Genomic DNA, 22,418 nt, shown 5'->3' with positions numbered 1-22,418 from the left:
GTCGTGTGCGGCACCCCCCGGTCAGACCGCCGAGTCCATCCGCTGGACCTGGTCGTCGTCCAGCTTGATCTCCAGCGCACCCAGCGACTCGTCCAGCTGCGCCACGCTGCTGGCCCCCACCAGCGGGATGATGTCCTGGCGCAGCAGCCACGCCAGCACGACCTGGTTGACCGTCGCGCCCAGTTCCGCCGCCACCTCGTGCAGCACCCCCAGCCGCCGCGTGGTGCCGGGGTGGTCGTAGTGCTCGCCCAGCGGCTTGTCCCGGTACTGACCCGACAGCAGCGACGAGTACGCCACCAGCGCCACGTCACCCTCGGCCGCCGCGTAGTCGAACAGCTCGTCGGTCATGTGCACGTGACCGCCCTCGGGCAGCTTCACCCCCGGCCGCGGCCTCAGGTAGCTGTACCGCTCCTGCACCGCGGTGTAGAGGGGCCACCCGTTGGCCCGCGACACCGCCCGCGCCCGCTCCAGCCGCCACGTGGCGTGGTTGCTGGCCCCGATCTCCCGCACCACGCCGTCCTCCACGAGGGACGCGAACCCGCCGAGCGTGTCCTCCAACGTGACCGCGCGGTCCTCGATGTGGCTGTAGTAGAGGTCGACGTGGTCGGTGCCCAGCCGCCTCAGGCTGTCCCGCGCGGCGCCGCGGATCGTGTCCGCGGCCAGTCCCTCGGCGTTCTCCAGGCCGGTGCCGGGCGTCAACGGCCGCGCGCCCACCTTCGTGGCGACCACCACCTCGTCGCGGTTGCCCCGCGCCGCCAGCCAGCGGCCGACCGCCTCCTCGCTCTCGTCGCCCGTCCCGCCGTCCCAGAACACGTAGTTGTTCGACGTGTCCAGGAACGTCCCGCCGGCCTCGACGAAGCGGTCCATGATCGCGAACGAGGTCCGTTCGTCCACCCACTTGCCGAACGGCAGCGCGCCCAGGGCGAGGGCGCTGACCTCCAGTGAACCGATTCGCTGTCGTCGCATGGCGATCAGCCTGGCTGCTGGAGCGCACTCCAGGTCAAGCCCCTTGCCTATGCTGGGCGGCAATGTCGACTCTGATGAAGTGGGCTCCCGCCGTGCTGGCGCTGGTGCTGGTGGCGAGCCCCGGCGTGTGGCGGTACAGCAGGCACGTGATCACCATCGCGCACGAGGCGGGCCACGCCCTCGTCGCGCTGCTCACCGGCCGCAGGCTGGAGGGCATCAAGCTGAACTCGGACACCTCCGGGGTCACCGTGTCACGTGGCCGGCCCACCGGGCCCGCCGTGGTGCTCATGTACTTCGCCGGGTACGTGACGCCGTCCCTGCTCGGGCTGGGCGCGGCGGCCCTCGTGACCGCCGAGCACGTCCGCCCGCTGCTGTGGGCCACGGTGGGGCTGCTCGCCGGGATGCTGGTCATGATCCGCAACGCGTTCGGCGTGCTGTCGGTGGTGCTGACCGGCGCGGTGATGTTCACCGTGTCGTGGTACGCCACGACCGAGTGGCAGGCCGCGTTCGCGCTGTTCGTGACGTGGTTCCTGCTGCTCGGCGGCGTGCGCCCGGTCGGCGAGCTGCAACGCAGGCGGATGCGCGGGCTCGCCCGCCAGTCCGACGCCGACCAACTGGCCCGGATCACCCGGGTGCCCGGGCTGGTGTGGGTGACCCTGTTCGCCGCCGTCACCCTCGGCACCCTCCTGCTGGGCGGACGCCTGCTGCTCCCGCTTTAGCCGGCGACGGGACCGGGTAACCCCTTCCTTTCCAGGGAGGCCGCCATGACCGACACCGTCGCCGACTTCGTGCTCCGCCGACTGCGCGACTGGGGCGTCGAGCACGTGTTCGCGTATCCGGGTGACGGCATCAACGGGCTCGTCGCGGCCTTCGGGCGCAGCGACGACCGGCCGAGGTTCATCCAGTCGCGGCACGAGGAGATGTCCGCGCTCGAAGCCGTCGGGTACGCGAAGTTCGGCGGCCGGGTCGGCGTGTGCCTGGCCACGTCCGGTCCCGGCGCGATCCACCTGCTCAACGGCCTGTACGACGCCAAGCTCGACCGCGTGCCGGTGGTCGCGATCGTCGGGCAGACCGCCCGCACCGCGATGGGCGGCAGCTACCAGCAGGAAGTCGACCTGCACGCGTTGTTCAAGGACGTCGCGTCGGAGTACCTGGTGGACGTGACGGTGCCGGAGCAGCTGCCCAACGCGCTGGACCGGGCCATCCGCACCGCCGAGGCGCAGCGCGCGCCGACCGCGTTGATCATCCCGGCGGACGTGCAGGAGCTGGCGTACTCGCCGCCCGAGCACGCGTTCAAGCACGTCCCGTCCAGCGCGCCGAGCCGGTCGTGGGCGACCGCCGTGCCGTCGCCGGACGACGTCGAGCGCGCGGTGGAGGTGCTGAACGCGGGGGAGCGGGTCGCGATCCTGATCGGCCAGGGCGCCCGCGGCGCCGCCGACGAGGTGCGCCAGGTCGCCGACGTGCTCGGCGCGGGCGTGGCGAAGGCGTTGCTGGGCAAGGACGTGCTGCCCGACGACGAGCCGTGGGTGACCGGCTCGATCGGGCTGCTCGGCACCCGGCCCAGCTACGAGCTGATGCGCGACTGCGACACCCTGCTGATCGTCGGCTCCAGCTTCCCGTACTCGCAGTTCCTGCCGGAGTTCGGCCGCGCGCGGGCGGTGCAGGTCGACGTCGACGGCCGGTTCATCGGCATGCGCTACCCGACCGAGGTCAACCTCGTGGGTGACGCCGGCGCGACGTTGCGGGCGATGCTGCCCTCGTTGCGGCGCAAGGAGGACCGGTCGTGGCGCGAGCGGGTCGAGCGCAACGTCGACGAGTGGTGGGGGACGCTGCGCCGCCAGTCCTTCGTGGACGCCGAGCCGGTGAACCCGATGCGGATCGCGTGGGAGCTGTCGCCCCGGCTGCCCGAGGACGCGATCGTCACCGCCGACTCGGGCTCGGCGGCGAACTGGTACGCGCGGCTGGTGCGGCTGCGCGGCCGGATGCGCGGGTCGCTCTCGGACACGCTCGCCACCATGGGCGCCGGCGTGCCCTACGCGATCGGCGCGAAGTTCGCCCACCCCGACCGGCCCGTCGTGGCGCTCGTCGGCGACGGCGCGATGCAGATGAACGGGCTCGCCGAGCTGATCACCATCGCCCGCTACCACCGGGAGTGGTCCGACCCGCGGTGCGTGGTGTGCGTGCTGCACAACAACGACCTCAACCAGGTGACGTGGGAGCTGCGGGCGATGGGCGGCGCGCCGAAGTTCGAGCAGTCCCAGGTGCTGCCCGACGTCGGGTACGCGGCCTTCGCCCGGTCCCTCGGACTGGACGGCGTCGACGTGGACGACCCGGCCGACCTGGGCGCGGCGTGGGACCACGCGCTGTCGGCGTCCCGGCCCGTGGTGCTCGACGTGCGGTGCGACCCGAACACGCCGCCGATCCCGCCGCACACCACGTTCGAGCAGACCAAGGCCACCGCAGAGGCGATGCTCAGGGGTGACCCGGACGCGTGGGACGTGGTGAAGCGAGGCGTTCGGACCAAGGTTCAGGAATTCCTGCGCGGGTAACCGGGGGCCATGGTCAGCATCGGTTATTTCCTCTCCAGTGAGGAGTGCGGGCCGCGTGAGCTGGTCAGGCAGGCGCGGTGGGCGGAGCAGGCGGGGTTCGAGCGCCTGTGGATCTCCGACCACTACCACCCGTGGAACCGCGAGCAGGGCAACAGCCCGTTCGTGTGGTCCGTGATCGGGGCGCTGTCGGAGGTCACGTCGTTGCCCATCACCACCGCCGTCACCTGTCCGACGGTACGAATTCACCCCGCGGTGGTGGCACAGGCCGCCGCGACGGCCGCCGTCCAGTGCCGCGGCGGGTTCACCCTCGGGGTGGGCAGCGGCGAGGCGCTGAACGAGCACATCTTCGGCGACCCCTGGCCCTCCGCGCCCGAGCGGCTGGAGATGCTGGAGGAGGCCGTCGAGGTGATGCGCGCGCTGTGGACCGGCGAGGAGGTCAGCCACCGCGGCAAGCACTACACGGTCGAGAACGCCCGGCTCTACACGCTGCCGCCGGCGCCCGTGCCGGTGTACGTGTCGGCGTTCGGGCCTAAGGCGGCGGAGGTCGCGGGCCGGATCGGCGACGGGCTGTGCTCCACCATCCCCGACCCGTCGTTGCTGGAGCGGTTCCGCGCCGCGGGCGGCGAGGGCAAGCCCACCCAGGCCGGGTTCAAGGTGTGCCACGCGTCGTCGGCCGAGGCGGGCGTGAAGACGGCCCACCGGCTGTGGGCCAACGAGCAGCTGCCCGGTGAACTGGCGCAGGTCCTGCCGACGCCGCGGCACTTCGAGCAGGCGTCGGCGCTGGTCACCGAGGAGATGGTGGGCTCGGCGCTGCCCGTCGGCCCCGACCCGCAGCCGTACGTGGAGGCCGTCCGCGAGTACGCGGAGGCCGGCTACGACGAGGTGTACGTGAACCAGATCGGGCCCGACCAGGAGCAGTTCTTCTCCTTCTGGGCCGAGTCGGTGGCGCCCGAGCTGAGCGCCGCCAAGTCCCCCGCGGGAGGCGCGCGATGACCGACCCGAACGAACGACCGCTGGACGAGATCGAGCAGCTGGACGAGGACGAGCTCGGCGTCGACCCGCTGGAGGAGGGCGTCGACCCGCCCGAGCACTGGAGCGGCGCCGACCGGCACGGCACCACGCCGCGCGAGCTGCGCGAGGGCGAGACCCTCGACCAGCGGCTCGCGCAGGAGGAGCCGGAGTAGTCGTACGACGGCCGGGTTCCGGGTCGGCGGTCCAATCCCACCGACCCGGTTATCCACCCGATGTGGCGCATCCACGTTTGCCCACGGGGGACCAGCGGGTAAGCCGTGATCAAGCACCTGTGACACACCGCAAGGGGGTTCAACCGATGACCAGCACCGCGCGCCTGCCCAAGCCCGTGACCGACGTCTGGGATTGGCAGAAGGAGGGGTTGTGCCGAGGCCGTGACAGCGCGGTCTTCTTCCACCCGGACAACGAGCGGGGCTCCGCCCGGGCCGCCCGGGAGGACAAGGCGAAGCAGCTGTGCGCCCGCTGCCCGGTGGTCGACCCGTGCCGCGAGCACGCCCTCGCGGTCCAGGAGCCGTACGGCGTGTGGGGTGGCATGGGCGAGGACGAGCGCCGCCGCGTCATCTCCAGCCGCCGCCGTTCCGCCGCCTGACCGGGCCGACCCCTCTCCCCGGCCCCCGACCCACCCCTGGCCGGACCGACCCACCCTGGCTCCCGGACCACACCCCTGGCCGCCGGACCGACCCACCCCCGGACCGACCCACCCCCGGACCGACCCACCCCGACCACCACCGCGGCCGGCGAAGCACCTCACCCTCGCCGTCCTGACCGACCCGTCCCCACCACCGCGCCGCACCCGTCCCCGCCGAACCAGTCCCACCGGTCCCCGCCGAACCCAGCCCGACCCGTCGGCACCGGAGCTCGTCCCCACCGAACCCCCGAACGCACCGAACCCCCGAACGCGCCGAGGCCGCCCGACACTGGTGTCGGGCGGCCTCGGCGCGTCCACTCCGCCGGTCCCGCCGGCGTCGTCCTGTCCAGGGTCCTGTCCGGACCGTCCTACTCGGTCAGCCCCTCGCGCAACTGCCGCAGCGTCTTGGCCAGCAGCCGCGACACGTGCATCTGCGAGATGCCGACCTTCTGCGCGATCTGGGTCTGCGTCATGTTCCCGAAGAACCGCATGACCACGATCTTGCGCTCCCGCTCCGGCAGCTTCTCCAGCAACGGGTGCAACGCCTCCCGCTGCTCGATCGCCTCCAGCTCCGGGTCCTCCTCGCCGAGCGTGCTGCCCAGCGAGATGGAGCTGTCGTCGGCCACCAGCAGGTCGTCCAGCGAGGCGCTGTGGTAGGCGTTGCCCGCCGCCAGGCCCTCGTGGATCTCCTCCCGGCTCAGCCCGAGGTGCTGCGCCAGCTCGCTCGGCGTCGGCGCCCGGCCCAGGTCCTGCGACAGCCGCGCCGAGCCCGCGTTGATCGCCAGGTGCAGCTCCTTGAGCCGCCGCGGCATCCGCACCGACCAGCTGGAGTCCCGGAAGTACTTCCGGACCTCGCCCATGATCGTGGGCACCGCGAACGACAGGAAGTCGCTGCCCCGCTCCGGGTCGAACCTGTCCACCGCGTTGATCAGGCCGACCGTGGCGACCTGCACCAGGTCGTCGTGCGGCTCACCGCGGTGGCCGAACCGCCTGGCGATGTGCTTGGCCACCGGCAGGTGCTCGGTCACCAGCTCGTCGCGCAGCCGCTCCCGCGCCGGGTCGTCCTTCGCGGTCGCGGCGAGCCGGACGAACAGCGGCGCCAGGTGGTCGTAGTCCCCCTGGCTGCCGGACCGCGTCGTGCCCCCGTCCGACCCCGTCACGCATCCACCGTCCCCAACGACCGCTTGACCAGGTCGATGTGCACCTCGAACGCGTCCGCCTGCGGCGCGACCCACGTCGTGACCGAGTCGACCAGCGCGCTCAGCACGCGCCACCCGAAGCTGTCCCGGTCAGGAGGCGCCGACCGTTGCGAACCCACCTGGGTGAAGACCTGCACGGATCCGTCCACCACGACGAACCGGGCGCTGAGCACAGCACCCGCCGCGGCCAGCGAGATGAGCGTCGAGCACGCCTCGTCCACCGCCAGCTTCAAGTCCTCGATGGAATCAAGGTCGAAGTCCTGCCTCATGGCGATGTCCGCCGCCACGGCACGGACGATCGACAGCTGGGTGGGGTCGGCCGCCATCCGCAACTCGACCCCGGCCAGGGCGTTCTCCGACTCACCGCTTCGCGGCTCAGTGTGCGACACGCTCACCTCGTCGTCCGTTCTGTCTCGTTGTGCTGCTGAAGCTATCGGTACCCGGATTGATCGTCGCTCACACGTGTAGGCGACGCGCGGGGTGGGAAGACTGACTGGTGCGACGGGGAGGCCTTTTGACCGATCAACTCGCGGACCACCACTGGGGAGTGGAGTTCCCGGCCCAGGCCGGGCAGCTCGCGGGGGTCCGTGCCCGGCTCGACGCCTGGCTGACTGCCGAGGGACTGTCCGAGGACGACCGCTACGACCTGCTGCTGGCGGTGAACGAGGCGGCCAGCAACGCCGTGGAGCACGCGTACGGGCCCGATGAGCACGGCGTCGTGCACATCGACGCCGCGACCAGACCCGACGGCGGCGTCCGCGTCGTGGTGACCGACCACGGCGGCTGGCGCGTGCCTCCGCCCACCCTCTCCGCCCGTGGCCGCGGATTGCTGCTGATGCGCGAGAACGTCGACGAGGTGCTGGTCGACCGCGGTGCGGGCGGCACGACGGTCACCCTGGTCCTCGCGCCGAGGCACGCGTCGCGCGGCACCTACTTCGCCCCCGCGCCGGCGGGCGACCCCGTGCTGGTCACCGCACGCGAGGGCTGGGTCGAGGTCGTCGTGCGCGGTGACGTCCCGGCGACCGCCGCGCCCGCCGTCCGCCGGCGCATCCTCACCGCGGCGCGCGGCGGGTCCGTGCCGGTGGTGGTGGACCTGCGCGCCCTGGGTGAGCGCAACGAAGGCATGGTCCGCAGCCTGAGCGCGGTCGCCGAGGCGGCCACCGCGGCGGGCAACCGGCTGGTCGTGCGCGTGCCCGAAGACGGCCACGCCCGCCGCGCACTCGTCGCGGCGGGCGTGGACCAAGTCGTGGACCTGGTGCCGCACGTCTAGACCCGTTCCGTCTCCCGGCCGGGCCTCAGCGGGCCTCGTCGGCCTCCAGCGCCTGCCGCACCGACTCGAACACGCTGAACACCTCGCCCAGGCCGGTCGCGGCCAACGGGCGGGTCACGGCGCGTTCGACCGCCACGACGCGGAACGCCGCGCCCCGGCGCTTGGCGTGCTGCGACGCCTCGACCAGCACCGCCAGACCGGCCGAGCCGAGGAAGGTCACCCCGGACAGGTCCAGCACCAACGTGCTGCCGGCGTCTAGGTGCCTGAGCCCCTCGGCCCGCAGCTGGGGTGCGGTGAGCATGTCGACCTCACCGCTCACCGCGACCACGACGACACCCTCGGCCGCGGTGCGGACGTCGAGCCCGAGCTGCCCGGCCCGCGGGCTGTCGACCGCGGCGGACTCGGCTCCGCTCGTCGCCACGACGTTCGGATCCTGAACCGTCACGAGGCACTCCTCTTCAGCTGGTACCGCTGGGTGGGAAGCCCGGACGCACTCGAAGTGCGCGCAGCAGTTAAAGCAGCGTGGCGGAACGTGCCCGCTAGCCGGACTTCCCGGCGCGGCTGTTGGCTCAACCGCTGCGCCACCCACCGTACGTAGCCCGTGGCGGCACCACAAGCGCGCAGGTGACACGTGATCAGCCCCAGTGTAGTGCGCCATTCGGTGTGCGGCGGATGACGGACGGTGAACGGTTTGGTCCCGCCGGTGCCGGCTACACCCCGGTAGAAGCGTTCTCCCGGTTTCCGCGCAACTCGGCGACCCAACCGCCCGTCGACCGCGATTGGGCACGCACGAGGAGGTGGCGTCCGCCACAGTCGCGCAGAATCGGGTGACAGGGATAACGCCACGAGAGCCGTGAGCGACAACCCTGGTGGAGGGATTTCAGATGAGCACCAGAACGGAAACCGAGTCCGAGCCCGCGAAGCACAGGGCAGCGCGTGCCGGCACCACCGGAGCGGCAGCGCTGCCCACAGCCCCGTGCAGCGTGGTCTGGAGCAAGGGCCACGCCTACGTGCTCGAAGGTTTCCGAGCCCGCTGGGTCGGCGTCGACGACCGGGGTCGTCCGCAAGCGCTCAGCGGTGACGAACTGCAACGCCGCGGCTGGAGCCGCACCCGCTCGAACAACTGACTCGAACAACTGACTCGAACAACCGGCTCGGACAACTGCCGAGCCACGCGCCACGGGCAGTTCCCGGCGAGGTCCGCGCGAGTCGGCCACCGGGGCACGCCGGGCGGCCCTCTACAGTGCGGACGTGCCGCACGATCCAGCCGACCGGCTGCTGACCATCCCGAACGCGCTGAGCGTGTTGCGGCTGCTCGGCGTGCCCCTGTTCCTGTACCTGCTGCTCGGCCCGCACGCGGACGGCTGGGCGCTGGTGGTGCTGGTCGCGGCGGGCCTGTCCGACTGGCTCGACGGCAAGATCGCCCGCTGGCTCGACCAGGCGAGCAAGCTCGGCGCGCTGCTCGACCCGGCCGCCGACCGGCTCTACATCCTCGCCACGCTGGTCGCGTTCGTGGTGCGGGGCATCGTGCCCTGGTGGGTGGCGGTGGTGCTGGTCGCCCGCGAACTCGTCGTCGGCGTCTGCCTGCCCGTGCTGCGGGCCCGCGGCTACGGCCCGTTCGAGGTCAACTACCTGGGCAAGGCCGCCACGTTCAACCTGCTCTACGCGTTCCCGATGCTCCTGCTCGCCCAGGGCACCTCCACCGCCGCCCAGGTCGCCCGGCCGGTGGCCTACGCGTTCATGGTCTGGGGCGGGGCCTTGTACCTGTGGTCGGGAGTGCTGTACGTCTACCAGTTCACCCTCGCGATGCGGCGAACGCCGGGTGTCGCGCCGGCCTGAACGCCGACGTGGGAAGATCCGGCAGCGAAGATCCACCGTCATTGAAGGAGCACACCGCGGTGATTCCCGAGGAGCTCAAGTACACCGAGGAACATGAGTGGGTGCTGCGCACAGGTGAGGACACCGTGCGCGTGGGCATCACCGACTACGCCCAGGAACAGCTCGGCGACGTCGTGTTCGTCCAGCTGCCCGAGCTCGGCGAGCAGGTCGCGGCCGGTCAGACGCTCGGCGAGGTGGAATCCACCAAGAGCGTCTCGGACATCTACGCGCCGCTCGCCGGTGAGGTCGTCGCGCGCAACGACTCGCTCGACCAGCAGCCCGACCTGGTGAACTCGGACCCGTACGGCGAGGGGTGGATGGTGGAGTTGCGGCTGGAGGACCCGACCGCGGTCGACGACCTGCTCGACGCCGCCGCGTACCAGGAGCTGGCGGCGCAGGAGTGACGTCGATCTTCCGGCGGCTCTTCGGTCGGTGGGGGAGCCGCTCCTCAGACCAGGGTTCGGGCACGATAGGTTCTAGTGGTCTCGAGAGTTCCAGCAGCAGGAGGAGAGCTCAGGTGAGCACGAACGACGGGCCAGGCGTTCCGCCCGAGCAGTCCCCGGAGCGGACCTCCGTTTTCCGGGCCGACTTCCTCGCCGAGGTCGAGGGCGCCGAGGCACCCGCCCAGGAGCCGGCCGTCGCGGGTGTCGACGCGCTGCCCTCCGGGTCGGCTCTGCTCGTGGTCAAGCGCGGCCCCAACGCGGGGTCGAGGTTCCTGCTGGACCGTGACACGACCAGCGCGGGGCGGCACCCCGACAGCGACATCTTCCTCGACGACGTGACGGTCTCCCGCCGCCATGCCGAGTTCCGCCGCGAGGGCGGTGAGTTCGTGGTCATCGACGTGGGCAGCCTCAACGGCACCTACGTCAACCGCGAGCCCGTCGACCAGGCGGTCCTGGCCAACGGCGACGAGGTGCAGATCGGCAAGTTCCGCCTCGTGTTCCTGACCGGTCCGGGCGCCGGGGGCCAGGGGGCCTGAGCGATGGGGCTCCGGTGACGGCGGCCGGGCGGCCACGCGGGGGGTTGAGCATCGGGGTGGTGCTGGCGCAGCTGCGACCCGACTTCCCCGACGTCACCATCTCCAAGATCCGGTTCCTGGAGTCGGAGGGGTTGGTCCGCCCGGCGCGCACGGCCTCGGGGTACCGGCAGTTCACGTCCGCCGACGTGGACCGCCTGCGGTACGTGCTGTCCGCACAGCGGGACAGGTACCTGCCGCTGAAGGTCATCAAGGAGCAGCTGGACGCGGCCGACCAGGGCGCGCCCAGGGCGTTGCGCGCGGTCGACCTCGCCCCGGCCGCCGGGAACCGGGTCACCCGCGAGGACCTGCTGGCGCGGGCGGGCATCGAGCCCGGTGTGCTGGCGGACCTGGAGCAGCACGGTCTGATCAGGGCCGGCTCGGGCGGGTTCTACGACCACGAGGCCGTGCAGATCGCGTCGACCGTGCGGGCCATGGTGGAGCACGGGTTGGAAGCGCGTCACCTGCGGCCGTTCCGCGCCGCCGCCGACCGCGAGGTCGGGCTCGTCGAGCAGGTCGTCGGCACGCGGCACCGGCAGCGCGACCGGGCCGGAGTGGACGAAGCCGTGCGCGAACTGGCGGCGCTCTCGGTAACCCTGCACACACTGCTGGTGAAGGTGGGCCTGCGTGACGTCGCAGGTCGTCCCGTTTCGCCGAGGTGAACGCGTGTCCGCATCGTGATCGGAAGCGGGTGGGCGGTTGCGCACTGAGCCCGCTTGGCGGGTAGCGTCGAAACTGTACGTGGGGGATCCTCGTTAGGTAGCGGGGACGCCAGAATTTCAGCGCGCTGAGGGAGGCGAGACCCGATGAGCGAAATGCGCGTCGTCGGCGTGCGGGTGGAACTGCCCGCCAACCAGCCGATCCTGCTGCTGCGCGAAACCGAGGGCGAACGGTACCTGCCGATCTGGATCGGATCGGTCGAGGCCACGGCGATCGCGTTGGAGCAGCAAGGTGTCCGTCCTGCCCGGCCGTTGACGCACGACCTGCTCAAGGACGTCATCGGGGCGCTCGGCCGACAACTGGAGCAGGTGCGGATCACCGACCTGCAAGAGGGCACGTACTTCGCGGAACTCGTGTTCGACGGTGACATCCGGGTGTCGGCGCGGCCGAGCGACTCGGTGGCGCTGGCGTTGCGGATCGGTGTGCCGATCCACGCCGAGGAGTCGGTGCTGGCGGAGGCCGGTCTCATCATCCCGGACGAGCAGGAGGACGAGGTCGAGAAGTTCCGCGAGTTCCTCGACTCCGTGTCGCCGGAGGACTTCCGCGGCGCGGACACGTAGCCCGAGCCGTCTCGTCGTTCCACCGCGTTCGCCGGTGCCCGCCCGAGTCAGCGGTCCGGCGACGTTCGTTACCCGGTGCGGTTGCGGGCCGTGTCCGCGTCCTGGCCGCCGGCTGTCGTCCGATCCTTGGCGCCGTCGGCTGCCGTCCGCGTCCTGGACCCGGCTGTCGTCCGCCTCCTGCGCCGCCGGTTGTCGTCCGCGTCCTGGCGCCGCCGGTTCCCGGCTCGTCCTGGTTCGTCCGTTCCGTCCGGCTGTTCGTTCGGCCCGTCCGCGCTTCCGCAGGGGTCCCCGCCCGGGGGATCCCTGTTCTTCATCTTGCCGGCACGCACCGACGATTTCGGCCGGCCGAGGGTGGACAAGCGGGTCGGGTGCTTGACAAGACCCGACACCCGCGAAGGGGCGCGACGTCGGCCGCGGGCCGTGAACGGCTTCCCGTAGGCGTGTGCGGTGCGTGACTGATCAACCACGCGTCCCACTTTCGGGTGTCGCGTGGTCGGGTTACACAACGTCAACGTTGCTGAACTAAACGATCACTAAACGTCACCCGAATGGCTTACAACGGGCGACTCTCTCAACCTCAACCTGACCTTGAGGTCAGACACGCCCAGCGCGTCGCGTTGACCTGCCCCCTAGGCGGTCTTACCGTCGAACTCAGGTGAATTGCCACGGTGTGATTCGGACACCGCGGCGGCTTCACGTTGGTCGCCGGTCGTCGTGACCGGACCGAGGGGAGGCAGGCGTGGTCGAGGAAGCGCCCATCCGGGCCGGATCCGGAGAACAGGGTGAACTGTTCCCGGACTCCTCGCTGCCGGACGAACTGGTCGGGTACCGCGGCCCCGCCGCGTGCCAGATCGCGGGCATCACCTACCGCCAGCTGGACTACTGGGCGCGCACCGGATTGGTCAACCCGACCATAAGGAGTGCCCACGGCTCAGGCAGCCAGCGGCTCTACTCGTTCAAGGACATCCTGGTCCTCAAGGTCGTCAAGAGACTCCTGGACACCGGCGTCTCGCTGCAGAACATCCGGGCCGCGGTCGACCACCTGCGCCGCCGCGGCGTGCAGGACCTGGCCCGGATCACGCTGTTCAGCGACGGCACCACGGTCTACGAGTGCACCTCGCCGGAGGAGGTCGTCGACCTGCTGCAGGGCGGCCAGGGGGTGTTCGGCATCGCGGTCAGCGGCGCGATGCGGGAGATCAGCGGCACGATCCACGACTTCCCCGCCGAACGCGCCGACGGCGGCGAGATCGTGGAACCGGCCGACGACGAGCTGTCCCGCCGCCGTCGCACCCGGGCCATCGGCTGATCCGGGCGCGACGGCCGGCGGACCTGCTGCGGCGCACTGAGATCCACGTCGCGCCGGTGGTACCCCGGGCACGTCCGCCGGGTACGATTTCGCGCGTAGTCGCTTTATCCCGTGCGGGAGAGTCCGAGCCCGTCTCGGCGCCGAAGGAGCAAATCCTCCCCGGAACCTCTCAGGCGCAAGGACCGTGCGGGTGAGACGCCTCTGGAAAGCGGGTCGGGCACACCGGCCGACCCCGCCGACGGTGCAAGCCCGACAGCCGGGTGAAGCTCTCAGGCGCCCGCCGACGGGCAGAAGACAGAGGGGGAGGGCAACGGCAGAAGTCTGTCCGGAGCCCTGGAGGCAGCCCCGATGACGCAGGACCGCATCCCCCTCGCCGCACTCGAGCACGGCACCCCGTTCGCCGACCGGCACGTGGGCCCGCGGCCCGCGGAGCTGGCCCGCATCCTCGACGTCATCGGTGTCGGCTCCCTGGAGGAACTGGCGCAGCACGCCGTCCCCGAGTCGATCCGCGAGCGCGACCTGGTGCTGGACCTGCCCGCGCCCGCCACCGAGACCGAGTCGCTGGCCGAGCTGCGCGCCCTGGCCGCGCGCAACCGCCCGATGACGCAGATGATCGGGCTCGGCTACTACGGCACCACCACGCCGCCGGTGATCCGCCGCAACGTGCTGGAGAGCCCCGCCTGGTACACCGCCTACACGCCGTACCAGCCGGAGATCTCCCAGGGCCGCCTCGAAGCCCTGCTCAACTTCCAGACCATGGTCGGCGACCTGACCGGCCTGCCGCTGGCCAACGCCTCGATGCTGGACGAGTCCACCGCCGCCGCGGAGGCCATGACGCTGGTCCGCCGCGCGGGCCGGTCCAAGTCGGGCAAGTTCGTGGTGGACGCGGACACGCTGCCGCAGACGCTGGCCGTCATCGAGACCCGCGCCGAGCCGCTGGGCATCGAGATCGTCACCGCCGACCTGTCGCAGGGCATCGAAGGGCTCGGCCTCGGCGGCGACTTCTTCGGCGTGCTGCTGTCCTACCCGGGCGCGTCCGGCGTGGTCCGCGACCACCAGGCCGTGATCGAGGAGATCCACAAGGCCGGCGCGATGGCCGTGGTCGCCGCCGACCTGCTGTCGCTGACGCTGCTGCGCCCGCCCGGCGAGATCGGCGCGGACGTCGTCGTGGGCACGACCCAGCGGTTCGGCGTGCCGATCGGGTTCGGTGGGCCGCACGCCGGTTACATGGCGGTGCGCCAGGGCCTGGAGCGGCAGCTGCCCGGACGGCTCGTCGGCGTGTCCGTCGACGCGGACGGCTCCCTGGCCTACCGCCTCGCGTTGCAGACGCGCGAGCAGCACATCCGCCGGGAGAAGGCGACCAGCAACATCTGCACCGCGCAGGTGCTCCTCGCGGTGATCGCCTCGATGTACGCGGTGTACCACGGTCCGGACGGGCTGAAGGCGATCGCGACCCGCGCCCACCGGATGGCGACCGTGCTGGCCGGGGGCCTGTTGGAGGGCGGCGTCGAGATCGTGCACGGCGAGTTCTTCGACACCGTGCGCGCGCGGGTCGAGGGCCGTGCCGCCGACGTCGTGTCCGCCGCGCGCGACCTCGGCGTGAACCTGTGGCAGGTCGACGCCGACGTGGTGTCGATCGCGTGCGACGAGACCACCACGCGCGACCACCTGGAACTGGTGTGGAAGGCGTTCGGCGTGACCGTCTCCGACGTGGACGGCCTGGACGCCGACACCGCCGACGGCATCCCCGCCGACCTGCGACGCACCAGCGACTACCTGACCCACCCGGTGTTCCACGCGCACCGCTCCGAGACCGCGTTGCTGCGCTACCTGCGGGCGTTGTCGGACAAGGACGTGGCGCTGGACCGCAGCATGATCCCGCTGGGCTCGTGCACGATGAAGCTCAACGCCACGGCCGAGATGGAGCCGATCACGTGGCCGGAGTTCGCCGACCTGCACCCGTTCGCGCCCGCGTCCGACGCCGAGGGGCTGCTGGCCATCGTCGGTGACCTGGAGCGGTGGATGGCCGAGATCACCGGGTACGACGCGGTGTCGTTGCAGCCCAACGCGGGCAGCCAGGGCGAGTTCGCGGGCCTGCTCGCGATCCGCGCCTACCACCGCGCCAACGGCGACGCGCACCGCGACGTGTGCCTGATCCCGTCCAGCGCGCACGGCACCAACGCCGCGTCCGCCGTGATGGCCGGGATGCGGGTGGTGGTCGTCAAGTGCGACGACCACGGCAACGTGGACGTCGAGCACCTGCGGTCGACGATCGACGCGCACCGCGACGCGCTGGCCGCGATCATGATCACCTACCCGTCCACGCACGGGGTGTACGAGGACACCGTGCGCGAGGTGTGCGGGTTGGTGCACGACGCGGGCGGCCAGGTGTACGTCGACGGCGCGAACCTCAACGCGTTGATCGGGCTCGCGCAGTACGGCAAGTTCGGGTCGGACGTGTCGCACCTGAACCTGCACAAGACGTTCTGCATCCCGCACGGCGGCGGTGGTCCCGGTGTCGGGCCGATCGGCGTGCGCTCGCACCTGGCGCCGTTCCTGCCCAACCACCCGTTGCAGCCGACGGCCGGCCCGGCGACCGGTGTCGGGCCGATCAGCGCCGCGCCGTGGGGTTCGGCGTCGATCCTGCCGATCTCGTGGGCGTACGTGCGGATGATGGGCGCGGACGGCCTGCGGCGGGCGACGTTGACGGCGGTGGCGGCGGCGAACTACGTGGCGCGGCGGTTGGACGAGCACTTCCCGGTGCTCTACACCGGCGAGGGCGGTTTCGTGGCCCACGAGTGCATCCTCGACCTGCGGCCGATCACCAAGGCGACCGGTGTGACGGTGGACGACGTGGCGAAGCGGTTGGCCGACTACGGGCTGCACGCGCCGACCATGTCGTTCCCGGTGGCGGGCACGCTCATGGTGGAGCCGACGGAGAGCGAGGACCTGGCGGAGATCGACCGGTTCATCGACGCGATGATCGCGATCCGGCACGAGATCGACCGCGTCGGTTCGGGCGAGTGGCCGGCGGACGACAACCCGCTGCGCAACGCGCCGCACACGGCGGCGTCGATCGCGACCGAGTGGAACCACCCGTACAGCCGTGAGGTGGCGGTGTTCCCGGTGGGCACGGCGGCGCCGAAGATCTGGCCTCCGGTGCGCCGCATCGACGGTGCCAAGGGCGACCGCAACCTGGTCTGCTCCTGCCCGCCGGTCTCCGCTTACGGCGGCTGATCGCACCGCGCCACACCGGGCGCCGGTCGCGCGTGTCGCGGCCGGCGCCCGGCGTCGTGGTGGGCGCGCGGTGTCGTGGTGGGTCGGCCCGGCATGGACCGCGGAGGGATCACCCTTCGTCATCCGGTCGTGGGGCGGTGCCGGGTCGAGGCAGCTCGTAGGTCAGCTCGAACCGGCCCGGTCCGCCCTGCGCCCACGTGATGCGGCCGGTGCCGGTCAGGCCCGAGAGGCCGCCCGTCGCCGAGACGACGGTGAACGTCCCGTCCGCGACACCGTCGCGGAAACCGCCGGTGTGGTGCAGCACGAAGCTGCCCTCGCGGCCGTCCAGGGTGCCGGTCACGACCTCGTAGCCCGTGGAGGCGCAGGAGTCGTCGTCCGGGTAGGACATGACGAAACGCATGTCGCCCAACGCCTCCAGGTCGCCGGTGTAGGAGACGGTCATGCCGCCCACCGTCTGCTTCGGACCGGTGACCTCGTCGTAGCGCCGGCCGTCCCACGTGTGCTCGTCCCAGCTCTTCATCTCGGCGTTGGCCTGTGCGGTGGTCATGGCCAGGAGCTTGCCGTGCATACCTGACAGCTCCTGTCAGGATGGCGCCATGCGTGCCAGCCGGTTGTTGTCCCTGCTCCTCCTGCTCCAGTCGCGCGGCCGGATGACGGCGCAGGAGTTGGCCGACGAGCTGGAGGTCTCCGTCCGCACCGTCTACCGCGACGTCGAGGCGCTCGGCGCGTCGGGCGTCCCGGTGTACGCCGACCGCGGCCCGGCGGGCGGCTACCGGCTGGTCGACGGGTACCGCACCCGGCTCACCGGGTTGACCACCGAGGAGGCCGACTCGCTGTTCCTGGCCGGGATGCCGGGTCCGGCGGCCGAGCTGGGGCTGGGCGCGGTGGTGGCGGCGGCCCAGCTCAAGGTGCTCGCCGCCCTCCCGCCGGAGCTGCGGTCGCGGGCCGCGCGGGTGCGGGAGAGGTTCCACCTGGACGCGCCGGGCTGGTTCCGCGGCAACGAGGGGACGCCGCACGTGGCCGCGATCGCGGAGGCCGTGTGGCAGCAACGACGGCTGCGCGTCCGGTACGTGCGGTGGGCGCAGGTCGAGGTGGAGCGGACGGTCGAGCCGCTCGGGCTCGTGCTCAAGGCGGGCACCTGGTACCTCGTCGCCCGCACGGACGGCCTGCGCACCTACCGGGTCTCCCGGGTGGTGGAGCTGACCGCGCTGGACGAGTCGTTCGACCGGCCCGACGGGTTCGACCTGGCCGAGTACTGGGCGGGCTGGTCGGAGCGGTTCGAGCGGCGCATGTACCCGATGCGGGTGACGGTCCGGATGACGCCGAACGGGCTGCGCGGTGCGCAGGTCCTGCTCGGCCTCGTCGCCGCCCGCGAGCTCCGGGACGTCGAGCCCGAGGGCGAGTGGACGACGGTCCGGATCCCGGTCGAGTCGCTGGAGCACGCGGTGGTCGACCTGCTCCGCCTCGGTCCCGAGGTCGACGTGCTGGAGCCACCGGAGCTGCGCGAGCGGGTCATCGCCCGGATCACCGCCATGGCCGCCCTCTACCAGCGCTGACGTGCTACGGTTACACGTGTAAGAAAGTTCTTACACGTGAAGGAGTGCCATGACAGGCACCTCGCCGACCGGTGACGAGCTGGTCGAGGTGCTGGCCGCGCTGTCCAACCCGCTGCGGCTGCGCATCGTCGCGACGCTGGCGGGCGGTCGCGACTACGTGAGCCACCTCGCCCGCGTCATCGGGGTGAGCAGGCCGCTGCTGCACATGCACCTGCAACGGCTGGAGGCGGCCGGGCTGGTCGTCGGCAGCCTGGAGCTGTCGGAGGACGGCAAGGCCATGAAGTACTTCGAGGTCGCGGACTTCGACCTGCGGTTGACCCCGGCGCTGCTCGCCGCGGCCGCCGCCACCCTGACCACAACGGACTCGTCACGCGGTCCGGCCCGAGAGGAGCGTTCGCGATGAACCTCGACCAGATGACCTGGCCGTCCGCGGTGTTCGCGGTCGGCGTGCTGTTCCTGACCCTCGTGTTCGTGATGTTCCTGATCAACGGCTACCTAGAGACCCGCAAGTCCAAGCTCGACGCGGAGCGGGCCGAGGGGTTGCGCCAACTCGTGCGCCGCTACGAGCAGCTGGCCGAGAACACCCTGGACGTGCAGCAGCGCACCGCCGCGGACCTGGCCGACCTGCGCACCCGCACCGCGTCCGTCGAACACATCCTCAGAACGGTGGAGTGACCATGAAGGCGATCGTGCAGGACAGGTACGGCGACCCGGGCGTCCTGGAGTTCCGGGAGATCGACCGCCCGGAGCCGGGGGAGCGGCAGGTGCTGGTGCGGGTGCACGCGGCGGGGGTGAACATCGCCGACTGGTTCATCTCGACCGGCACGCCGTACGTGGTCCGGCTGGCGGGCTTCGGGCTGCGCACGCCGAAGCGCACCACCCCCGGCACGGACGTGGCCGGTGTCGTGGAGGCCGTCGGCGGCGCGGTCACCCGGTTCAAGCCCGGTGACGAGGTGTTCGGCGAGGGCCGGGCCACGTTCGCCGAGTACGCGTGCGCCGATGAGGACCAGTTGGCCGCCAAGCCGGCCGGCATGACGTTCGAGGAGGCCGCGGGCCTGCCGCTGGCCGGGATCACCGCCGTGCAGATGCTGCGCGACGCCGCACGGCTCAGCGCCGGGCAGCGGCTGCTGATCAACGGCTCGTCCGGCGGGATCGGCACGTACGCGGTGCAGATCGCGAAGGCGACCGGCGCCGAGGTGACCGCGGTGTGCGGCCCGACCAACGTCGACCTGGTGCGGGAACTGGGCGCGGACCACGTCGTGGACTACTCCCGCGAGGACTTCACCCGCACCACCGAGCGGTACGACGCGATCCTCGACCACGTCATGAACCACCCGTTCGCCGCGCTGCTGCGCCTGCTCACGCCCACCGGTGTGCTCATGCCGAACAGCGGCAACGGCGGCAGGTGGCTGGGCGGCGGCAGGCACCGGCTCAAGGCCGAGGTGATCCGGCCGTTCACCCGCCGCCGGATGGCGCCGCTGCTCGCCCGGACCACGCGCGCCGACCTGGAGGAGCTGGCCCGCCTGGCGGAGTCCGGGCAGCTCCGGACCGTGGTCGGCCACACGTACCCGCTGAGCGACGCGGCGCGCGCGGTCGAGCACGTGGCGGCCGGCCACGCGCGCGGCAAGGTCGTGGTGACGGTCTAGTCGGCCGACAGCAGCTGGCCGAGGGCGGCGTCCACGCCGCGACCGTCCTCGACCACCGACAGCGTGCCGCCGGTGGAGCGGGCCAGCTCGGACAGCGGCGCGCGTTCCGGGTCGGGGCCGATCGCGATGACGCTGATCGCGATGTCCTTGCCGGCCTGCTTGACCGACGCCAGCCGCGAGGTGAGCTCCTGGAACGTGAGCCCGCCGTCGTTCACGCCGTCGGTGAGCACCACGATCCGGTTGCGCTTGCCGTCCTGGTAGTCCGCCAGCATCCGCTCGTACAGCGCGAGCACGCTGGTGTAGAGCTGGGTCGCGCTCTGCGGCTCCAGCTCGGCCACGCCGTCCAGCAGCGCCTGCCGCTGCGCGGCGACCGGGCCGGTGGCCACGAGCTGCCGGTACGGCTTGTCGCCGTCGAGCTGGCGGGAGAACTCCCACAGCCCGAGCGACCCCGACACCGACCGGTTGACCTGCCCGGCCAGCGCCTGCCGCACCCAGTCCATCCGGCTGCGGCCGTCGCCGCCGGGTTCCTCCATCGACTTCGACGTGTCCACCAGCACGGTGACGACCTGGCCGTCGTCGGCGGTCGCCCAGGCGGCGGAGATCTGCTGGGTGGTGTTGGCGTCGGCGGGCGTGAGCGTGTCGGTCACGGCGGGCCAGCGCAGGCCGGGCGACGGCTTGGGCCGCTCGCTGGTGGCGTCGACCCGCAGGCCCGCGCCAGCCAGGATCCTCTGCTGGTCGGGCTCACGCAGGAACTCCCGGAACGCCTGCGACGCGCGCACCTGAGCCTCGCCGACCCAGTCGCCCGCCAGCGGCACGAACGGGAAGTCCGCGATCGGCGTCGGCCCGCCCGCCGCCACCCCGTACAGGGGCTGCGCGAGCGGCGCGCCGCTGTCCTTGCCGGTGTTGTGCCGGTACAGGTCCACCTCGAACACCGGCACCGCGCTGAACCCGGCCGCGTTCACCGCGCTGTCGTCGGCGAGCACGTTCAGCGCCTCCCACGTGCTCGCGGGGGTCTGCTCCGGCTTGGACGACGCCAGCCTGCTCATCGTGCTCTTCACCGGTTCCAGCGCGAGCATCTCGGTGGTGACCGGGCCCTTGCCCTCGGGGCTCGCGCCGGCCAGGGCCGACTGCACGGCCATCGCGGTGGCCGCGTTCGTCGCCGGGTCGGGCATGGCGACCTTGAACCCGCCCCACTCGGGGTGCCCGAACCGGCTCCAGCCGTCCGCCGCGCCCGTCAGGTCGGGCAGGTCGGTCCAGCGGAACCCGGCACCGGACTGCACCGCCTGCGCCGCATCCTGGTGCAGGGCGAGCAGCACGGGGCTGGCCGCGATCGACTCGGGCGCCGCGCCGAGCAGGGTCGCGTTCTGCGCGCCGAGCCGGTTGGCCCACAGCATCGAGTCGGTGATCCACGCGTGCGGCCGTTCACCGATGTCGGCGGTGTTCCAGCCCTGGGTGAGGCCCTGGAGCACGACCTCGGAGTCGATGGACCCGACCTCGACCCGGATGCAGTGGTCGTAGACGACGGGCCGCTGCCTGCTCCACGCCTCGGCGACCTGCTTGACCGCCTCGGCGACGCTGGGCGTCGCGGCGACCCGGAGCAGCGCCTCGCCCTCGTTGCAGTCACCCGCCTGGGCCGCGGCACGGCGTTCCACGATGCCACCGACCCAGCTCCAGCCAAGCCACCCGAGCACCAGCAGGACGACCAGGCCGACGATGGCCACGGGCCACGTCGCGATGCCGCGCCGCACCTTCGTCCGCAGCGCGCGGTGTCGAGACATCGTCTTCCTCTCAGCGTCCACCGGATACGGCTGGCGAATCCCGACCGGCGTCACGCTAACAGGTGATGACTTGGCGGGAAGTGAAGTGACGGAGGGTTATCGGGCTGTGACGAGAGCCGCGGCCAGCGCCTCCGTGAGCCCGATCAGCCGGGCTCTCAGCGGCGCTGCGGCCTCGGCGAACGCGGCCTGCTGCCGCGCGTACTCCGCGCGTCCCTCGGCCGTCTCGATCCGCACCGGCCCGTAGCCGAGCCCGGTGAGGTCGTACGGGCTGGCCCGCATGTCCAGCTCGCGGATGCGCAGCGCCAGCTCGAAGCAGTCCGCCACCAGCTCCGACGGCGTGGCCGGGTCGAGCTTGTAGGCCCACTTGAACAGGTCCATGTTCGCGTGCAGGCAGCCGGGCTGCTCCAGCTCGACCTGGGTCTCCCTGGTCGGCTGCACCGCGTTGCGCGGCCGTGCCTCGGGGGTGAAGAAGCGGAACGCGTCGAAGTGCCCGCACTGCACCCGCTGCGACTCGACCACCCGGTCGGTGCCCTCGCTGCCCAGCCGCAACGGCCACGCGTCGTGCCGCACCTGCTCCGGCCGCTGCCGGTAGACCATCGCCCACTCGTGCAACCCGAAGCAGCCGAGCCGGGGCGCGCGGCCCGCCGTCGCGGCGAGCAACCGGCCGGCGAACCCGATCGTGTTGGCCCGTTCCCGGGCGAACGCCCCGACGTCCAGCGCCACACCGTCGGTGGTGCGCCGGTAGACCGGCCACTTGAGGTAGACGCGCGCCGCGTCGCCTTCGAGGACCACGCCGGGACCGGGGTGCCAGCGCTCCAGCCGCGACGGGCGGTGCGAGTAGTAGGAGAACAGGAAGTCCAGCACCGGGTGCTTGCGGCCGGCGGCCTTGCGCTCGTGGTGCGGACCGGTCCAGCGGCGCACGCGGTCCGCGTGCGCGTCCCGGCGCGCGGTCCACTCCGCTTCGGACAGGACGACCCCCACGTCACCAGGGTACTTCGCCCCTCACGTCGGTCGGCCCACGGTCGGTCCGCGGCGACGCTCCGGGCCGCCGCGGGTTCACCCCACGCTAAAACGTTCG

At 71.9% G+C, this 22,418-nt stretch carries 24 protein-coding genes, 1 pseudogene and 1 riboswitch; of the genes and pseudogenes, 18 read left to right on the top strand and 7 right to left on the bottom strand.

The features are described 5' to 3' along the window. Nucleotides 1–21: 21 nt before the first annotated feature. Nucleotides 22–966: an aldo/keto reductase gene (locus AB0K14_RS28305; RefSeq protein WP_360449160.1), complete on the bottom strand. Its 945-nt coding sequence runs from the start codon at nucleotides 964–966 to the stop codon at nucleotides 22–24. Between the two features lie 62 nt (nucleotides 967–1,028). Here AB0K14_RS28305 and AB0K14_RS28300 point away from each other — a divergent pair, with 62 nt between their 5' ends. The 5 genes and pseudogenes from AB0K14_RS28300 (at nucleotide 1,029) to AB0K14_RS28280 (ending at nucleotide 5,136) form a co-directional block, all read left to right on the top strand. After that, a complete protein-coding gene (locus AB0K14_RS28300) occupies nucleotides 1,029–1,685 on the top strand; it encodes a M50 family metallopeptidase (protein ID WP_360449163.1) in 657 nt (218 codons plus the stop codon). A gap of 45 nt (nucleotides 1,686–1,730) precedes the next feature. Next, nucleotides 1,731–3,515, top strand: a complete 1,785-nt coding sequence (locus tag AB0K14_RS28295; protein WP_360449166.1) for a thiamine pyrophosphate-requiring protein — start codon at nucleotides 1,731–1,733, stop codon at nucleotides 3,513–3,515. A gap of 9 nt (nucleotides 3,516–3,524) precedes the next feature. Continuing rightward, nucleotides 3,525–4,508: a TIGR03557 family F420-dependent LLM class oxidoreductase gene (locus AB0K14_RS28290; protein ID WP_360449169.1), complete on the top strand. Its 984-nt coding sequence runs from the start codon at nucleotides 3,525–3,527 to the stop codon at nucleotides 4,506–4,508. Further along, nucleotides 4,505–4,696 (top strand): annotated as a pseudogene (locus AB0K14_RS28285) (hypothetical protein); the annotation flags it as partial. The gene AB0K14_RS28290 and the pseudogene AB0K14_RS28285, both read left to right, overlap by 4 nt. A 149-nt stretch (nucleotides 4,697–4,845) precedes the next feature. Further along, on the top strand, nucleotides 4,846–5,136 hold the full coding sequence (locus AB0K14_RS28280; RefSeq protein WP_360449172.1) for a WhiB family transcriptional regulator: 291 nt from the start codon (nucleotides 4,846–4,848) through the stop codon (nucleotides 5,134–5,136). Between the two features lie 407 nt (nucleotides 5,137–5,543). Here AB0K14_RS28280 and AB0K14_RS28275 read toward each other — a convergent pair whose 3' ends face one another. Both AB0K14_RS28275 and AB0K14_RS28270 read right to left on the bottom strand, forming a co-directional pair. Beyond that, entirely contained in the window at nucleotides 5,544–6,335 is a 792-nt protein-coding gene (locus AB0K14_RS28275) for a SigB/SigF/SigG family RNA polymerase sigma factor (protein WP_360449175.1), read from the bottom strand. Continuing rightward, a complete protein-coding gene (locus AB0K14_RS28270) occupies nucleotides 6,332–6,763 on the bottom strand; it encodes an ATP-binding protein (protein ID WP_360449179.1) in 432 nt (143 codons plus the stop codon). The genes AB0K14_RS28275 and AB0K14_RS28270 overlap by 4 nt, the downstream gene beginning before the upstream one ends. Nucleotides 6,764–6,888: 125 nt before the next feature. Between AB0K14_RS28270 and AB0K14_RS28265 the strand changes: the two genes are divergently transcribed. Next, nucleotides 6,889–7,644: an ATP-binding protein gene (locus tag AB0K14_RS28265; RefSeq protein WP_360449180.1), complete on the top strand. Its 756-nt coding sequence runs from the start codon at nucleotides 6,889–6,891 to the stop codon at nucleotides 7,642–7,644. Nucleotides 7,645–7,669: 25 nt separating this feature from the next. Here the strand turns inward: AB0K14_RS28265 and AB0K14_RS28260 are convergent, their stop codons facing one another. Next, nucleotides 7,670–8,089, bottom strand: a complete 420-nt coding sequence (locus tag AB0K14_RS28260) for an STAS domain-containing protein (RefSeq protein WP_360449183.1) — start codon at nucleotides 8,087–8,089, stop codon at nucleotides 7,670–7,672. Between the two features lie 439 nt (nucleotides 8,090–8,528). Between AB0K14_RS28260 and AB0K14_RS28255 the strand changes: the two genes are divergently transcribed. The 8 genes from AB0K14_RS28255 to gcvP all read left to right on the top strand — a co-directional run bounded on the left by AB0K14_RS28255 (nucleotide 8,529) and on the right by gcvP (nucleotide 16,360). Further along, the gene (locus tag AB0K14_RS28255; RefSeq protein ID WP_360449186.1) at nucleotides 8,529–8,771 is read left to right on the top strand and encodes a hypothetical protein; all 243 of its coding nucleotides are present in this window, start codon (nucleotides 8,529–8,531) and stop codon (nucleotides 8,769–8,771) included. A gap of 124 nt (nucleotides 8,772–8,895) precedes the next feature. Then, on the top strand, nucleotides 8,896–9,483 hold the full coding sequence (locus AB0K14_RS28250) for a CDP-alcohol phosphatidyltransferase family protein (RefSeq protein WP_360449188.1): 588 nt from the start codon (nucleotides 8,896–8,898) through the stop codon (nucleotides 9,481–9,483). A gap of 59 nt (nucleotides 9,484–9,542) precedes the next feature. Further along, nucleotides 9,543–9,926 carry a glycine cleavage system protein GcvH gene (gcvH, locus tag AB0K14_RS28245; protein WP_360449191.1) on the top strand — a complete coding sequence of 128 codons (384 nt, stop codon included), beginning with the start codon at nucleotides 9,543–9,545 and terminating at the stop codon, nucleotides 9,924–9,926. Nucleotides 9,927–10,039: 113 nt separating this feature from the next. Continuing rightward, nucleotides 10,040–10,501, top strand: coding sequence for a glycogen accumulation regulator GarA (gene garA / locus AB0K14_RS28240; protein ID WP_360449193.1), 462 nt, complete (start codon nucleotides 10,040–10,042; stop codon nucleotides 10,499–10,501). A gap of 14 nt (nucleotides 10,502–10,515) precedes the next feature. After that, nucleotides 10,516–11,199: a MerR family transcriptional regulator gene (locus tag AB0K14_RS28235; protein WP_360449195.1), complete on the top strand. Its 684-nt coding sequence runs from the start codon at nucleotides 10,516–10,518 to the stop codon at nucleotides 11,197–11,199. Between the two features lie 144 nt (nucleotides 11,200–11,343). Further along, the gene (locus AB0K14_RS28230; protein WP_053720858.1) at nucleotides 11,344–11,817 is read left to right on the top strand and encodes a bifunctional nuclease family protein; all 474 of its coding nucleotides are present in this window, start codon (nucleotides 11,344–11,346) and stop codon (nucleotides 11,815–11,817) included. A 739-nt stretch (nucleotides 11,818–12,556) separates the two neighbouring features. Beyond that, a complete protein-coding gene (locus AB0K14_RS28225; protein ID WP_360449198.1) occupies nucleotides 12,557–13,123 on the top strand; it encodes a MerR family transcriptional regulator in 567 nt (188 codons plus the stop codon). Nucleotides 13,124–13,227: 104 nt separating this feature from the next. Continuing rightward, a riboswitch (glycine riboswitch) is annotated at nucleotides 13,228–13,318 on the top strand. A 153-nt stretch (nucleotides 13,319–13,471) separates the two neighbouring features. Next, nucleotides 13,472–16,360 (top strand): aminomethyl-transferring glycine dehydrogenase, encoded by a 2,889-nt coding sequence (gene gcvP / locus AB0K14_RS28220; protein ID WP_360449201.1) that lies wholly within the window; start codon nucleotides 13,472–13,474, stop codon nucleotides 16,358–16,360. A gap of 109 nt (nucleotides 16,361–16,469) precedes the next feature. Here gcvP and AB0K14_RS28215 read toward each other — a convergent pair whose 3' ends face one another. After that, entirely contained in the window at nucleotides 16,470–16,928 is a 459-nt protein-coding gene (locus AB0K14_RS28215; RefSeq protein WP_360449204.1) for a DUF3224 domain-containing protein, read from the bottom strand. 28 nt (nucleotides 16,929–16,956) lie between these two features. On the opposite strand from AB0K14_RS28215, the gene AB0K14_RS28210 reads away from it, so the two are divergent. Genes AB0K14_RS28210 through AB0K14_RS28195 form a run of 4 tightly spaced genes read left to right on the top strand, consistent with a single transcriptional unit; the run spans nucleotide 16,957 to nucleotide 19,562 of the window. Then, on the top strand, nucleotides 16,957–17,916 hold the full coding sequence (locus tag AB0K14_RS28210) for a YafY family protein (protein ID WP_360449206.1): 960 nt from the start codon (nucleotides 16,957–16,959) through the stop codon (nucleotides 17,914–17,916). Nucleotides 17,917–17,965: 49 nt separating this feature from the next. Beyond that, nucleotides 17,966–18,319, top strand: a complete 354-nt coding sequence (locus AB0K14_RS28205) for a winged helix-turn-helix domain-containing protein (RefSeq protein ID WP_360449209.1) — start codon at nucleotides 17,966–17,968, stop codon at nucleotides 18,317–18,319. Further along, nucleotides 18,316–18,591, top strand: coding sequence for a hypothetical protein (locus AB0K14_RS28200; RefSeq protein WP_360449211.1), 276 nt, complete (start codon nucleotides 18,316–18,318; stop codon nucleotides 18,589–18,591). Before AB0K14_RS28205 ends, AB0K14_RS28200 begins: the two co-directional genes overlap by 4 nt. A 2-nt stretch (nucleotides 18,592–18,593) precedes the next feature. Continuing rightward, a complete protein-coding gene (locus AB0K14_RS28195) occupies nucleotides 18,594–19,562 on the top strand; it encodes an NAD(P)-dependent alcohol dehydrogenase (protein WP_360449213.1) in 969 nt (322 codons plus the stop codon). Here AB0K14_RS28195 and AB0K14_RS28190 read toward each other — a convergent pair. Then, nucleotides 19,559–21,340, bottom strand: a complete 1,782-nt coding sequence (locus AB0K14_RS28190; RefSeq protein ID WP_360449216.1) for a substrate-binding domain-containing protein — start codon at nucleotides 21,338–21,340, stop codon at nucleotides 19,559–19,561. The genes AB0K14_RS28195 and AB0K14_RS28190 overlap by 4 nt on opposite strands. A gap of 96 nt (nucleotides 21,341–21,436) precedes the next feature. Further along, nucleotides 21,437–22,321, bottom strand: a complete 885-nt coding sequence (locus AB0K14_RS28185; protein ID WP_360449218.1) for a 3-methyladenine DNA glycosylase — start codon at nucleotides 22,319–22,321, stop codon at nucleotides 21,437–21,439. Between the last annotated feature and the right edge of the window lie 97 nt (nucleotides 22,322–22,418).

Origin of the sequence: Actinosynnema sp. NPDC050801, from assembly GCF_040673975.1 — a bacterium.
Lineage (GTDB): Bacteria > Actinomycetota > Actinomycetes > Mycobacteriales > Pseudonocardiaceae > Actinosynnema.
Note: the sequence above shows the minus strand (reverse complement) of the source record. Positions and strands in the feature narration are given on the sequence as shown.